The sequence below is a fragment of the Bacillus sp. CHD6a genome (assembly GCF_001293645.1).
Classification (GTDB): Bacteria; Bacillota; Bacilli; order Bacillales; family Bacillaceae_I; genus Sutcliffiella_A.
Window position 1 is genome coordinate 110,138 of record NZ_LBMD01000016.1, and the last position, 14,830, is coordinate 124,967.

Annotated in this window: 15 protein-coding genes; 11 read left to right on the plus strand and 4 right to left on the minus strand. The window is 38.9% G+C overall.

What is annotated here, in order from left to right; translation table 11 throughout:
- The first annotated feature begins 57 nt into the window (after positions 1-57).
- From AAV98_RS13395 to AAV98_RS20285, 3 genes are all read left to right on the plus strand, one after another.
- Complete coding sequence (locus AAV98_RS13395; RefSeq protein WP_060666076.1) at positions 58-1,188, plus strand: N-acetyldiaminopimelate deacetylase; 1,131 nt, start codon at positions 58-60, stop codon at positions 1,186-1,188.
- Positions 1,189-1,258: 70 nt separating this feature from the next.
- On the plus strand, positions 1,259-1,504 hold the full coding sequence (locus tag AAV98_RS13400; RefSeq protein WP_060666077.1) for a YkuS family protein: 246 nt from the start codon (positions 1,259-1,261) through the stop codon (positions 1,502-1,504).
- 205 nt (positions 1,505-1,709) lie between these two features.
- Positions 1,710-2,024 (plus strand): hypothetical protein, encoded by a 315-nt coding sequence (locus tag AAV98_RS20285; RefSeq protein ID WP_156317772.1) that lies wholly within the window; start codon positions 1,710-1,712, stop codon positions 2,022-2,024.
- 13 nt (positions 2,025-2,037) lie between these two features.
- On the opposite strand, the gene AAV98_RS13405 is transcribed toward AAV98_RS20285, so the two are convergent.
- Positions 2,038-2,877, minus strand: coding sequence for a mechanosensitive ion channel family protein (locus AAV98_RS13405; protein ID WP_060666078.1), 840 nt, complete (start codon positions 2,875-2,877; stop codon positions 2,038-2,040).
- Between the two features lie 74 nt (positions 2,878-2,951).
- Between AAV98_RS13405 and AAV98_RS13410 the strand changes: the two genes are divergently transcribed.
- The 5 genes from AAV98_RS13410 to AAV98_RS13430 all read left to right on the plus strand — a co-directional run bounded on the left by AAV98_RS13410 (position 2,952) and on the right by AAV98_RS13430 (position 8,232).
- Positions 2,952-3,134, plus strand: coding sequence for a hypothetical protein (locus tag AAV98_RS13410; protein ID WP_060666079.1), 183 nt, complete (start codon positions 2,952-2,954; stop codon positions 3,132-3,134).
- Positions 3,135-3,245: 111 nt separating this feature from the next.
- A complete protein-coding gene (locus AAV98_RS13415; protein ID WP_010192747.1) occupies positions 3,246-3,788 on the plus strand; it encodes a peroxiredoxin in 543 nt (180 codons plus the stop codon).
- Between the two features lie 85 nt (positions 3,789-3,873).
- Complete coding sequence (locus AAV98_RS13420) at positions 3,874-4,323, plus strand: TlpA family protein disulfide reductase (RefSeq protein ID WP_060666080.1); 450 nt, start codon at positions 3,874-3,876, stop codon at positions 4,321-4,323.
- Positions 4,324-4,613: 290 nt separating this feature from the next.
- Positions 4,614-6,368: an ABC transporter ATP-binding protein gene (locus tag AAV98_RS13425; RefSeq protein ID WP_060666081.1), complete on the plus strand. Its 1,755-nt coding sequence runs from the start codon at positions 4,614-4,616 to the stop codon at positions 6,366-6,368.
- Between the two features lie 16 nt (positions 6,369-6,384).
- Positions 6,385-8,232, plus strand: a complete 1,848-nt coding sequence (locus AAV98_RS13430; RefSeq protein WP_060666082.1) for an ABC transporter ATP-binding protein — start codon at positions 6,385-6,387, stop codon at positions 8,230-8,232.
- Positions 8,233-8,608: 376 nt separating this feature from the next.
- Here the strand turns inward: AAV98_RS13430 and AAV98_RS13435 are convergent, their stop codons facing one another.
- Entirely contained in the window at positions 8,609-9,076 is a 468-nt protein-coding gene (locus AAV98_RS13435; RefSeq protein ID WP_060666089.1) for a helix-turn-helix transcriptional regulator, read from the minus strand.
- Between the two features lie 160 nt (positions 9,077-9,236).
- On the opposite strand from AAV98_RS13435, the gene AAV98_RS13440 reads away from it, so the two are divergent.
- The gene (locus tag AAV98_RS13440; RefSeq protein ID WP_060666083.1) at positions 9,237-9,917 is read left to right on the plus strand and encodes a potassium channel family protein; all 681 of its coding nucleotides are present in this window, start codon (positions 9,237-9,239) and stop codon (positions 9,915-9,917) included.
- Between the two features lie 316 nt (positions 9,918-10,233).
- Here the strand turns inward: AAV98_RS13440 and rnjA are convergent, their stop codons facing one another.
- Complete coding sequence (gene rnjA / locus AAV98_RS13445) at positions 10,234-11,901, minus strand: ribonuclease J1 (RefSeq protein ID WP_010192757.1); 1,668 nt, start codon at positions 11,899-11,901, stop codon at positions 10,234-10,236.
- A 6-nt stretch (positions 11,902-11,907) separates the two neighbouring features.
- On the minus strand, positions 11,908-12,117 hold the full coding sequence (locus AAV98_RS13450; protein ID WP_060666084.1) for a DNA-dependent RNA polymerase subunit epsilon: 210 nt from the start codon (positions 12,115-12,117) through the stop codon (positions 11,908-11,910).
- A gap of 791 nt (positions 12,118-12,908) precedes the next feature.
- On the opposite strand from AAV98_RS13450, the gene AAV98_RS13455 reads away from it, so the two are divergent.
- Complete coding sequence (locus AAV98_RS13455; RefSeq protein WP_060666085.1) at positions 12,909-13,814, plus strand: DMT family transporter; 906 nt, start codon at positions 12,909-12,911, stop codon at positions 13,812-13,814.
- Between the two features lie 18 nt (positions 13,815-13,832).
- Positions 13,833-14,621 carry a Cof-type HAD-IIB family hydrolase gene (locus AAV98_RS13460; RefSeq protein ID WP_060666086.1) on the plus strand — a complete coding sequence of 263 codons (789 nt, stop codon included), beginning with the start codon at positions 13,833-13,835 and terminating at the stop codon, positions 14,619-14,621.
- The last annotated feature ends 209 nt before the right edge of the window (positions 14,622-14,830 follow it).

A 14,830-nucleotide genomic window follows, 5' to 3' on the forward strand; every position in this document is an offset into this window, starting at 1 on the left:
TGAAAAAGGCGTGGGTGCTTAACTCCACGTCTTTTTCTTAGAAAGAGAGGGATAGTCGTGTCGAATCTAATCAATCCTTTTATACAAATAAGAAGAGATCTACATCAAATTCCAGAAAAAGGCTTTCAAGAAACAAAAACACAAGGATATTTGCTTCATTATATACAAAACCTGCCACAGGATCATATAGAAGTAAAAACATGGGAAACTGGAATATTTGTGAGAGTACAAGGAACTAATCCTTCTAAAACAATTGGATACAGAGCGGACATTGATGGCCTGCCAATCGAAGAAGAAACAGATTTATCCTTTCCTTCTTTACATGAGGGAATGATGCATGCATGCGGACATGATATGCATATGAGTATTGCCCTGGGAATCCTGACTCATTTTTCTCAGCATCCTGCATCTGATAACCTCCTGTTTATGTTTCAACCAGCAGAAGAGGGACCAGGTGGTGCTTTGCCAATGATTAAATCGGCTGTCTTTAAGGCTTGGAAACCAGATATGATTGTAGCTCTCCATATCGCACCGGAATATCCAGTCGGTACTATTGCTACAAAACAGGGACTTCTTTTTGCTAATACATCTGAACTTTTTATCGACTTAAAAGGGCGAGGAGGACATGCAGCATATCCGCACCAAACAAACGATATGGTGGTTGCCGCGTGTTCGCTTGTTACACAATTACAGACAGTCATAGCCCGGAATGTTGATCCACTAGACAGTGCCGTTATTACAGTTGGGAAAATTACTGGCGGAACGGTTCAAAACATCATAGCGGAACGCGCCAGACTAGAAGGAACGATTCGTACTCTGTCAGTTGAAAGTATGAAAAAAGTTAAAGAGCGGATTGAAGCTCTCGTTCACGGAGTGGAAGTGGGGTATAACTGCCAAACAACCATCGATTACGGAAGCATGTACCATCAGGTAGACAATGATCCGGCTCTTACCGAAGAGTTTATGCAGTATGTATCGGAAAACACCAATGTTCGAGTCATAGAATGTAAAGAGGCGATGACCGGAGAAGATTATGGATACATGATTGAGAACATCCCTGGGTTTATGTTCTGGCTAGGAGCAGAATCCCCATATGGCCTTCATCATTCAAAATTGAATCCTAATGAAGATTCGATTGGTGTAGCTATAAGCACGCTCATTTCTTATTTCAATTATAAATCAAAGTGACATTTTTATTTTCCTCCTTGTATAATTTGGCGTTCGCGAGCCAAATTAACAAAGAGGAGGTGGATTACATATGCCAAAAATCGGTGTAGAACAATCCTTAACAGATGTTCAACAAGCGTTGCAACAAAAAGGATACGATGTTGTTCAATTAACGAATGAAAACGACGCAAAAGGGTGTGACTGCTGCGTTGTTACGGGAATCGACAATAATGTAATGGGTATCTCCAATAGTGTCACTGCTGGTTCTGTAATAGAAGCAAGCGGACTGACCGCAGATCAGATTTGCCAACAGGTAGAAAGCAGAATAAACCACTAAAAAAGGAGCCGAGATGGCTCTTTTTTAGTGGTGAGATGAGGTATGTGCGACGGTTTAGTTAAGTGGTTACGGTAGATCCCTTGGAGTTTTAAGGGCCGAAAAGTGAAAAAAGTTTATTTATGAAGGAAAATGGCTCTATTTTTGTTGGGGAAATTTAGTTCGGACATTACCCAGCGGTCTTCGGACATTTAATGGGGGAAGATTGATGGGCTTCGGTCAATATTTCATTGAGTTCGGTCAACTTTTACATATGGTTCGGTCAAACAGTTTTGAGGTTCGGTCATTTTTGGCAAAACTTTGGACAAATTCGCAAAATCTTCGGTCAATTTTGTTAAATCTTCGGTCAATTTCGCAATATCTTTGGACATATAGCATTACCACCTACACAAAAAGCAACCAAGCAACCAAGCAACCAAGCAACCAAGCAAACCAAGCAACAGACCAGACACAAACGTATCACAAATCCACCCATCACTTTTCAACATCAGAACAAAAAGAAAGTCCAGAGTATCCACTCTAGACTTCTCAAAAAACTAATCTTTCTTTTCAATATAAACTTGATGTGGAAACGGGATTTCAATTCCATTAGCATCCAATGCTTCTTTGAGGGTTTTGCGTAATTTACGCTCGACTGCCCACTGTTGCATGTTCTCGGTTTTTGCGATGATTCGAATGACAACATCCGAAGCACCAAGACCTTGGACACCTACTACATTAGGGCCTTCAATAATTGTTTCATCTTCAGAAGCAACCTGTTCACAAACACGCTGCAACACTTCAATTGCTTGATCAATATTATCATCATAGGAGATGCCGATATCAACCAGCGCTCTCATATTTCCGCGAGAATGGTTGGTCAAATTAGAGATCTCACGGTTTGGCACATAGTGCAAAGAACCATCAAAATCCCTAATTTTTGTTGTGCGTAGACCAACTTCTTCTACGATACCGGAAAAACCAGCAGTTGTAACATAATCATCTACATCCACTTGTTTTTCTAGTAAAAGGAAGAAACCTGTTACAACGTCACTGACGATTCCTTGTGCCCCAAAACCAATAGCAAGACCTACAACTCCTGCCCCTGCTAAAATAGCGGTTGTTTCCACGGCAAAGACATTTTCAAGAACCATAATGACGAGGAAAAAGATTAATGCATATGTAAATATGTTAACTGTCAGCTTTTCTAGTGTTTTTGCCCTTCCAGGTGAAATACCCTGTTTTTCTGAAGCTCTTGCAAATCCACGTGTAATAATCTTTGTTCCAATTGATTTTACAATTGCGTACACAATAAGGATAACAATAAGTTTCAGGACAAGTATCCCTAATGCCGTTAATATTGCGTAAAAATCAATATCAGATAAGTCAAATACCATTTGAATATTACTCCCTTCTTTAAATTATTTATGCCCTAATATCGCATTATAAAGTATTCGTTTGTGAAAACCAAATGATTTACGGAAAACAACTGGAAAAAGCTTATTATTTTGTTCTCAAAGGAAAGAATGGTAGTATTAGATGGGAGAAAAAATTCCCATTTATCACCACGATTCATAAAGGGAATACCAACAAGGTGAATTTGGATCTTGTATTCATTACTTCTAACTCCTTAATTAAATTAATTATCATTTAACATTGACTAAAAATAAAGAGTGATTTATAATAGTTGATGTTGATTAAATAACTAAATGAGAATTTTTTATTAATATTCTCATTTGAAATTACAACTTGGAGGGATTTACAAATGGCAGAACGCATGGTAGGTAAACAAGCTCCACGTTTTGAAATGGACGCTGTATTACCAAACAAAGAATTTGGAAAAGTAAGCTTGGAAGAGAATATGAAAAACGATAAGTGGACAGTTCTTTTCTTCTACCCAATGGATTTCACGTTCGTTTGCCCGACTGAGATCACTGCAATGTCTGATCGTTACGAAGAGTTCGAAGACTTAGATGCAGAAATCATTGGAGTATCTACAGATACTATCCACACTCACTTAGCATGGATTAACACAGATCGCAAAGACAACGGTCTTGGCGAATTACGATATCCATTAGCTGCAGATACAAACCACGTTGTATCTCGTGACTACGGCGTTCTAATTGAAGACGAAGGTATCGCGCTACGCGGACTATACATCATCAGCCCTGAAGGCGAACTTCAATACCAAACAGTATTCCATAACAACATCGGCCGTGATGTAGAAGAAACACTACGTGTTCTTCAAGCATTACAAACTGGTGGACTTTGCCCAGCTAACTGGAAACCTGGACAAGCTACATTATAATTTGGTTCAACCTAGAATAAGGTCTAACGGTTTTCGTTAGGCCTTTTCTTTGCAATACATAATAATCAAATAGGAGGTATTCAATATGAAATTGCGATCCCCAATGCCTGAGTTGACAGGTGCGACGGAATGGTTGAACGGTGAGGTAACAAAAGAAGAGCTAATTGGTGAAAAGCCAACGCTTATCCATTTTTGGTCTGTCAGCTGCCATTTATGTAAAGAAGCAATGCCGCAAGTAAATGAGTTTCGCGATAACTACAAGGATAAGCTTAATGTAATTGCCGTACACATGCCACGCTCCGAAGACGACTTGAACTTAGATTCCATTAAAAAGACGGCAAGTGAGCATGATATTACGCAGCCGATTTTCGTGGACAGTGAACATAAATTGACGGATGCGTTTGAAAATCAATATGTTCCTGCTTATTATGTATTTGATGCAGAAGGAAATCTTCGTCATTTCCAAGCTGGAGGCAGCGGAATGAAGATGCTCGAGAAACGTGTTAACCGTGTTTTAGGTGAAATGGAAAAATAAGATATTGATACAAAAAGGATCTCCACCGTTGGCGGTCCTTTTATTTTTTGTGTAAGAATTCTACTCGGGGCTCCTCCCTCATATACTCTAAAGTTGTTCATTTTTCTCCGACTAAAGATCTAGAAAACATCCGACTTCATGACTCTTACTATGTCTTAAGTAACCTAATAAAATAATAGTATAAATAATTTAAATTTTTCCAAAAAAGACTGGATAAATATTTCGAAACTCGATATATTAGATACTATCTTATATTTTCCAGCATGAGTTAACAAAGGGAGGGAATACATGTGGAGACTTTTAAGAAGCTTAAAGAGTTTTATTGGCCTTATCGCAAAAATTTCTATATTTCATTGATATTTTTGCTTTTAGTAACGGTCATCACTGTCATTTATCCTGTTATCTTACAGGTTACCATTGATGAAGTTATTGAAAAACAACAATTTGAATACGTACCATATATCGCACTGGGATTCATTGGACTTATGGCCTTAAAGGGGTTATTTACGTATTTCAATCAATTTTTAGGTGACCTATTTGGAATACGTTCCGTGTATCGCTTAAGAAACGAGCTGTATGAAAAACTGCAATTCCTACCGTTTCGTTATTATGATAATGCCAAGACAGGAGACTTAATGTCTAGGCTTACTGCGGATGTTGAGGGGTTCAGGTTTTTCCTATCATTTGGATTTGCCGAATTAATTAGGTTTGTTCTGTTAGTGACAATAAGTCTTGGGTTGATGTTCTATTACTCGGTTTCTTTAACTTTTGTCACGCTGTTAGCTATGCCTTTTCTGGCGTTTGTCACGTATCGCTTTGATAAAAGAGTTCACCCGGCATTCCGCGGAATCCGTAAATCCTTCGGGAAACTGAATACAAATGTACAGGAGAATATCAGCGGGATTAACACGGTGAAATCTTTATCACGTGAAGATTATCAAATCAATAAGTTTAATAACTCCAATGTGGACTACAAAGAAAAATATATATCCACCTCTAATGTCTGGGCAAAGTTTTTCCCGCTGATGGAGTTCATCGGGAATGCCTGTGTGGTAGGTCTGCTTGGATTTGGAGGTTATTTAGTAATTACAGGCCAGCTATCAGAAGGGAAACTTGTAGCCTTCTTCAGTTTGGTGTGGTACATTGTTTGGCCGATTGCCAACTTAGGCTTTGTTATCAATCAGTTCTCACAAGCAAAGGCTTCCGGTGAACGATTATTGGAGATTTTAGAAGCAGAAGAAGATATTCAAGATGCACCGGATGCAAAAGATGCACCAAACCTAAAGGGGCATGTGACGTTTGAAGATGTTACGTTCCGTTATCCAAATGAAGATAAGACGGCCCTTGAACATGTATCCTTTGATGCAACTCCTGGTAAGCAAATTGGATTGATTGGTGCCACAGGTTCTGGGAAAACGAGTATCACACAGCTTATCACAAGGTTTTATGAGCCACAATCTGGCCGTATTTTAATTGATGGAGAAGAAGTCAATAAATACTCGTTGTATTCACTGAGAAATCAAATTGGATTTGTGTTGCAGGAGTCCTTTTTATTTTCTTCCACCATTAAGTCAAATATCGCTTATGGACGACCGAATGCTTCTATAGAAGAAATCGTTCGAGCTGCAAAAATGGCACAGGCGCATGAATTTATCATGGAACTTCCTGACGGCTACGACACAATGCTTGGAGAGCGTGGAATGGGTCTTTCTGGTGGTCAGAAACAACGTATCGCCATCGCTCGAGCATTGATTCTAGATCCAAGTATATTAGTGTTGGATGACGCGACAAGTGCTGTGGATATGCAGACAGAGTTTAATATTCAAAGAGAACTAAAGGCTGCCTTGGCAGGGAGAACAACTTTTATCATCGCACACCGTATTTCCTCTCTTAAACACGCTGATGAAATTCTCGTATTAGACGGAGGAAGAGTAGTGGAGCGAGGTACACATGACGAGCTTGTTCAAAAAAATGGAGCATATCGAAGAATTTATGATATCCAGTACAAGGACCAAAAAACGGTTTTGGAAGCTCAGACTAACTGAAGGCAGGTGAAACAGAATGCGTAAAAAGCAGAAAATCGAATTAAACGATAATGTCAAAAAGAGATTCTACTATTCTACTGATAATGCAATTGAAAAGCCCTTTAACTGGCAACAGATGTGGCGACTGTTTTCTTATATGAAACCATATTCTAAAACTTTGCTCCCATTGGCTGTAATTACGATGTTAATTGCAACAGCTGTACGATTAGCAATTCCAATTATCATTGGTAAATACTTATATGATGTTGCCATCAAGCAAAAAGACATGGATATGCTTGTCCAACTAGCAGTGATTGTTTCGGTGTTATATGTCATATCCTATGTGGCGAACGCATTGAGGATACGTTGGATGAATATGCTCGGTCAAAACGTCATTTATGATTTAAGAAAACATTTATTTACACATGTTCAAGGGCTTTCCCACCGATTTTTTGATCAACGTTCCGCTGGATCCATCCTTGTACGGATCATGAATGATATTAATTCCTTGCAAGAATTGTTCACTAACGGCGTTATAAATTTGCTTATGGACTTTATTTTACTAATTGGTATCGTTGTCATTCTCTTTACCTTGAGTCCTGAATTAGCTACAGCCATATTAATCATTTTGCCGATTATGTTCTTCATCTCCACAAGCTTGCGCAGGAAAATCAGGAGGGCGTGGCAGGATGTTCGTATTAAGCAAGCGATGCTTAACTCTCATCTAAATGAAAGTATACAAGGGGTTCGTGTTACACAATCCTTCACGCAAGAAAGAGAGAACATGGGGTTCTTTGACCGTATTAATACTGAAAACTTTGAGTCTTGGAAAAATGCAACGAGACAGAATGCCATTTTCCGTCCGTTCGTTGAAATGACAAATGCTGTTGGTACCGCCATCCTTATTTGGTACGGTGCTTACCTCATACAGCAAAGTTTAACAGGCGGCACAAGTACGTTAACTGTAGGTGTTTTCATCTCCTTTGCTTTTTACTTGGGGATGTTCTGGGAGCCAATCTCAAGATTAGGTCAGCTATATAATATGTTGCTTGTCGGGATGGCATCTTCTGAACGTATTTTTGAATTCCTCGATGAAAAACCAATTGTGGATGAAAAAGACAATGCCGTTCAGTTGGATTCCATTAACGGAGAAATCGAATTCAAGGATGTAGAGTTCTCCTATGACAGTAAACGTACTGCTTTGAACCGCATTTCATTGAAAATGGAAGCAGGCCAAACGGTGGCATTGGTTGGTCATACGGGTTCCGGTAAAACGACGATTGCCAACTTGATATCACGTTTCTATGATGCAACTGGTGGAGAAGTGAAGATTGACGGACATAATATCCGTGACATCTCTCTTCAAAGCCTGCGGTCCCAAATCAGTGTAGTATTGCAGGATACCTTTATTTTCTCTGGAACCATCAATGATAATATCCGCTTTGGCAGACCTACTGCTACTGATGAAGAAGTAATTGCGGCTGCCAAGGCTGTAGGCGCAAATGAATTTATTGAACGTTTGAAAAATGGATATGAAACAGAAGTGGAGGAGAGAGGAAATGTCTTGTCAGTTGGTGAACGACAACTGATTTCCTTCGCCCGTGCTTTGTTAGCAGACCCAAGCATCATTATTTTAGATGAAGCAACTGCTAGTATCGACACGGAAACGGAAGTGAAGATTCAGACGGCTCTTAAACAACTGTTAAAAGGCCGTACAGCCATCATTATTGCTCACCGTCTTTCTACTATTCGAGAAGCAGATAACATCATTGTTCTTGATCATGGGAATATCATGGAACAAGGCAATCATGATAAGTTGATGAATCATGGCGGCATCTATTATCACTTAGTTAAAGCGCAGTTTACGATGCAGGACGTGAGCTGAGAATAAGAAAATTAGAAAAGACATCGGTTTTTGGGCCGGTGTCTTTTTTGTGGACGCAATTACTTAATGTTGGGTGTCGGAATGCACATAGAGGATCAAAAAACGATGGGAATTATACAAAAAAGTGGTTGAATTAGTCAAAAAACCTCTCCGATTATTCAAAAAAGCAGTTCAATTTATCAATAATCCATTTATTCCCATCGGTTAAACTTCGTTTGTAGATTAATATGTAAAAAAATCTCAATAACTCCAACTATTGCCCACTTCCTTATTATAATGTGATCACCGATACTCAAGCTTTTCAGTAATATAGCAGACAAACAGAAAAATTGGGGCAAGCACAGCAATCAAAACGATAATATTGACATCCATTCAGTCATTCTCCTTTCTTCTGTTGCGTTGATAATTCGTTTAATCTCTCTAACGCATCCTCTTTTTCAAAAGAGCTGTACCACCGGAAATTCATTTCATCAAGAATTCTATAATGCTGACTGATGACATTTTGCTGAAGGCGAAATGCCCCTTGCATTTTTATTTCTTTCCACCATACTTTTCCGCCCATTGTCTTATCCTTTGGTGCATCTATTTTCTCGTGTGCTATCGTTTCTATAACTTCTAACGGATCAGCACCCAGAATGGAGGATAATACTTGGCTTTCCCGGAAAAGGGCACATGTAGCTGCACAAACGGTCCAGCCTGCTGTGGTTCGACCTTTTTCAATCTGTACTAAGGTCTTTTTGGAGATTCCCAACACTTCTGCCATCCTGTCTTGTGTGTAGTTATATTCGGTTCGGATAAGCTTAAGTTTATGTGATAGTAAAGAGATTGCTTCGTCTTGATTCATCATTGGGTGCAAAATGCTCCTTTTTTATAATATATGTGTAATTTTACACTTTATTAGAAGGGAATTCAATAATTTTCTGAAAACTTTTCTTGGAGATAATCATATTCAACATTAGAAAAGGTAGGATTATGGTACAATAGTTTTATATAAACCAGAGTAAATGGGGGAACCAAGGTTGAAAAGAAAAGAGTTTGCTGTTATCGGTTTAGGTCGTTTTGGTGGAAGCATGGTACAGGCATTGAGTGACGAGGGTGTAGAGGTCCTTGCAATTGATAATGATGAAGAGAAAGTGAACCAATTTGCTAGTATAGCATCACATGCAGTGGTTGGCGATACAACGGATGAGGCGGTGCTCAAGAGTATCGGTATCCGAAATTTTGATCATGTAATCGTTGCCATCGGTGACAATATTCAAGCAAGTATTTTAACCACCCTAATCTTAAAGGAACTGGGAGTAAAGCATATTACAGTTAAAGCGACAAATGATTATCATGAAAAAGTGTTAAGCCGCATTGGTGCAGATCAGGTTGTTCATCCGGAGCGTGATATGGGCAGACGAATTGCCCACAACATTGTGTCAAATAACGTTCTGGATTATCTCGAGCTTTCTGATGAACATAGTATCGTAGAGATCGTTGCTAGTAGACGTTTGGATGGAAACACGCTGATTGATTTGGATATTCGAGCTAAATACGGAATAAACATTGTTGCAATCAAGCGGGGGAGGGATATTATTGTCTCGCCTCAGGCCACTGATCCTATTAAACAAGGGGATATTCTGATTGTTATTGGAGCAGATACGGATATTACGCGTTTTGAGAAGAATGTGGTGGAGGATTAAAAGTAGATTATTGTGGACCAGTGAGGAGAGAGACCTTGCTGGTTTTTTATTGGGAACTTTATTCGATTTACGAAATGTTACAATAACCTTTAAAAAAGTCATAATGACGCTCAAAAATGTCACAATCATCATGTAAAAAGTTACAATAAACCTCCGAAAAGTTACAATAATCTCACCTGTGCCTTAAAACCCGACCATCAGGATAAAGAGAACACCGAAATGGGACCTCATACCGTCCCCAATTACCATATCTAACGAAAAAACTCCCCCAAACCAAAAAGTCAGGGGGAGTTCCTTAAACTGTTTCACCGCAAAATCAAACTTCCATAATAATAGGAAGGATCATTGGACGGCGTTTTGTTTTCTCATATAAGAATGGAGCAAGCGTATCCGTTATTTCATTCTTGATTTCAGACCATTGTGTTGTACGGCGTTCCATGATCTTATTCAGATGCTTGGAAATCAAAGATTGCGCGTCATTAATCAAGTCACCGGACTCTCTCATGTACACAAATCCGCGAGAGATGATGTCTGGACCAGAAGCGATGCGGAAATCTTTCATGTTAATGCTTACTACAACAACCACTAGACCTTCTTCAGAAAGGATGCGGCGGTCACGAAGAACGATGTTTCCGATGTCGCCAATACCATTTCCGTCAATGTAAACATTACCGGATGGTATTTTACCTGCTACAGAAGCTTCATCTTCGCTAAGTGCTAGAACTTCACCGTTGTCCATGATAAAGCAGTTCTCTTCAGGTACTCCACAATCAATGGCAAGCTGTTTGTGGGTAATTTGCATGCGGTATTCACCGTGTATTGGCATGAAGTACTTTGGTTTAATTAATCGAAGCATAAGCTTTTGTTCTTGTTGTCCACCATGACCGGATGTATGGATGTCACTTAATGAACCGTGGATAACATCAGCTCCTGCGCGGAACAACATGTTGATGGTGCGGTTTACACTCAGTGTGTTTCCTGGGATTGGGGAAGAAGAGAATACAACCGTGTCTCCAGGAATAATTTGAATCTGACGGTGGGTTCCGTTGGCAATTCTTGAAAGAGCGGCCATTGGTTCCCCTTGGCTTCCGGTACAAAGGATTGTGACTTTGTTTGCCGGCATGCGGTTAATTTGATTTGTTTCAATAAAGGTATCTTTTGGAGCTTGGATATATCCTAGCTCTTGACCGATATTAATTGCTGCTTCCATGCTGCGTCCGAATACCGCAACTTTTCTGCCGTGAGCTACAGCAGCTTCTACTACTTGTTGCAGACGGTGAATGTTGGAAGCGAATGTAGCAAAAATAACACGACCATCTACTTTGCGGAAGATGTCTTGGATACTTTCTCCTACACGGCGTTCTGACATGGTGAAGTCAGGTATTTCACTGTTTGTGCTGTCAGATAACAGGCAAAGGACGCCTTCTTTTCCGATTTCGGCCATCTTGGTTAAGTTTGCAGGCTCTCCAACTGGAGTAAAGTCAAACTTAAAGTCACCAGTGTGAACAATATTTCCTTGAGGTGTTTTGACAACGACACCATAAGAATCAGGGATACTGTGAGTGGTGCGGAAGAATGTCACCGAAGTTTTACGGAACTTGATGATATCATCTTCCTGGATTTCAATTAGTTTTGCTTTACGCAGAAGACCATGTTCTTCTAATTTGTTTTTAATTAGGCCAAGTGCAAGCTTGCCTCCATAAACCGGAATGTCTACTTCGCGAAGTAGGTAAGGAATTCCGCCGATGTGGTCTTCGTGACCGTGAGTGACGAAGAGACCTTTAATTTTTTCTTGGTTTTTTACTAAATACGTATAGTCAGGAATAACATAATCGATTCCTAGTAGTTCGTCTTCAGGAAATTTAATTCCAGCATCAATTAAGATAATTTCATCTTGAAATTGGACAGCATAGGTGTTTTTCCCGATCTCACCCAGCCCGCCTAAAGCGAAGACTGCTGCTTGATTGTTTTTAACAAATTTCATTGTCTATCATATCTCCAATACTTTAAAGTTTTCAGATTGCTTTTCATACTCATAGAAATCCCCAGATACAGGTTGGATAAATTCTATGTTATATGGCTTGTCCTTTAGTTTTCTGCGGACTTCATATACTGCAGAAGCTTCTACATAAAGAGATTCCGTTTTTTCTCTTACAGGTGCTTCAGCTACATCTTCTTGAAAATACACTTTAAATAACATTGCTATCTCTCCTTAAAAAAATCTGTCTGGTCCTTCGCCTCTCCTTAGGCAGTAAGGAAAAGAGCCAGTATATATAGTTATTTTATGTAAGGGAAAAAGGCGGAAGTGTCCGTCGACCCACTATCTTGCGTCAAGCTTCAATGCTTTTTTCCTTACAAAAAGACAACGCGAATTTTAATAATGCTTCCTAGTAATATCCTTCTAGCATAACCGGTCATTGGCTAAAAAGCCATTATTACCCTATATTATATACGATACATCATGAAATTTCATGTTTTATCGAAAAGAAGTGCTTCTCTATTTTCTCCAATTGAATGGAATTAGAAACAGAGGGAGAAAAAAATCATGGATAACTAATATGTAAGAGTCCTCCAGTGAAGGAGGACTCATGGAAGACAGGGACTAGGCAATTGTTTTTCGTTTAAGAATATTGTTCATTCTACGCAGTATTTTTTTTCTAAGCCTTCTTAGCATAAGCTTTTCACTCCTTGTACTCTAGGTACGATCTGTTTGTTAGTAGTTAATATGCGTCAAACAGAGTAAATAGTTGCTGGTAAATATACGAAATTTCAGTACATGAGGAAATGGCTTTCGCAACACAACAATATACGTAGAATTTAGTATGGTTAAACTCAGAGTAACATATAAATGGTCTATTGGGAATAAGCCCTTTAGCTGACTTTCGAAACAATATAATCAAAAGATAAAATTTCATTGACAGTAAACGTTTTCTTCATGTAGGTTAAAATAAATATTTATTTCGTTACCCTAAAATTAAGGTGGTAAGTAGAATGAAGCGACTGTATGCAGCATTATTTACATTAAGTTTGATATGGGGCATGTCTTTTCTATTTATAAAATTGCTTGTAGTGGATCTAGGTGTTTGGGGAGTAGTTTTTTGGAGGTGCATATTTGGGGCGGGAACACTTTTAATTCTGCTCCTTATTCAGAATAAATTAAAACTACTGCGTAACCTTCCCTTACTGCCTATTGTTCTTATTGCACTTTTAAATAATGCTCTTCCTTGGGCACTTATTGCTGTTAGTGAAACATCTATAAGTAGCAGTCTGGCTTCAGTAGTAAATGCTACCACACCAATTTGGACAATTTTAATCGGCTTTTCCATCTTTTCTAGCAAAATGGAAAGAATGCAATGGATAGGTGTGAGCGTAGGTTTTATGGGGATCATGGTTCTATTGGAATTAAATATTCTTCAACTGTTTCATGATAATCTTCTTGGTGTAGGAACGATGTTAGGCGCTACCATTTGCTATGGTTTTGGTGCGCATCTTAGCAAGAAACATTTGAAAAACACGCCCATCACGGTTATTTCCTTTAGTACGCTAGCAGTCGCTGGGATCTTGTCGGGGATTATGATGGCTATTATGCAACCATACGGTTTTCTAGCAATAGGAAGCACTTCTGTTATCGTATCTTTGATCGGGTTAGGGGTTTTTGGATCAGGTATCGCATATCTTCTTTATTATTATATGGTAAAGGAAGGTAGTGCAGAGTTTGCATCCCTTGTCACGTATATTGTTCCGATAACAGCCATGTTATGGGGAAGCTTATTATTAGGTGAAAAAATAACTCCTAATATGCTTTTTGGTTTGATTCTTATTTTTAGTGGTGTATATTTATCTTCGTATAAGACGAAAGCAAAAAAACAAAAAGTGATAAAAAATGTCACAGTCTAAAGAAGTAAGGTGATAAAAATGGAAAAGAAAATAGTGTTTTTTGATATAGACGGGACCCTGCTGAACCATCAAAAAGAATTACCTGACTCTACAAAAAAGGCAATAAAAGAGCTGAAGGAACAAGGAGTGTATGTGGCAATTGCAACAGGAAGGGCTCCATTCATGTTTGAGGATTTACGCAAAGAATTGGACATTGATACTTTTGTGAGCTTCAACGGTCAATATGTGGTGTTTGAAGGAGAAGTTATTTATAAAAACCCTTTAAATATTGAGAAATTGCATTTGTTACGTCAAAATTCCGAAAAAGTGTCACATCCTCTAGTGTATTTAAATCATGAAACAATGAAGGCAAATGTAGAAAATCATCCCTTCATTAATGAAAGCATGGGAAGCTTAAAGTTTATTCACCCCGAATTTGGTCCAAGTTTCCTTGATGAAACAGAAATCTACCAGGCGTTATTGTTTATTGAAGATGAGCATCAACAAAGTTATGTGGAGGATTATAAGGATTTTGATTTTATCCGCTGGCATCAATACTCTACAGACATCCTCCCGAAAGGCGGATCGAAAGCAATTGGGATTCAAAAGATGCTAGAGAGATTGCCGTTTAAGAAAGAAAATGTCTATGCTTTTGGTGATGGATTGAATGATGTTGAAATGATTGATTTCGTTGGAACAGGGGTTGCAATGGGAAATGCACATCCTGAATTATTGAAAGTAGCAAACCATGTTACCAAAGATGTGGGAGAAGACGGAATTCTTCACGGACTAGAGCTAGTCGGCTTACTCAATCAAAAAATACGCTAACCAAAAGAAGCAAGCCTGATCAACATACGATCAGGCTTGCTTTGTTTCTAAAGATAAAAAATATAAATCAAGTAATTTCCAGCTGTGGGTTAGAGCAAAAGGCGAAGACTCCTCAAAAATGCTACTCATTTTCTTCGTGTGATGAAACGCTGCCGAAGCCTTCCTTGTCCTGACGGAGACAGCGCTAGGTGGAGACACCGGAGGCGTAG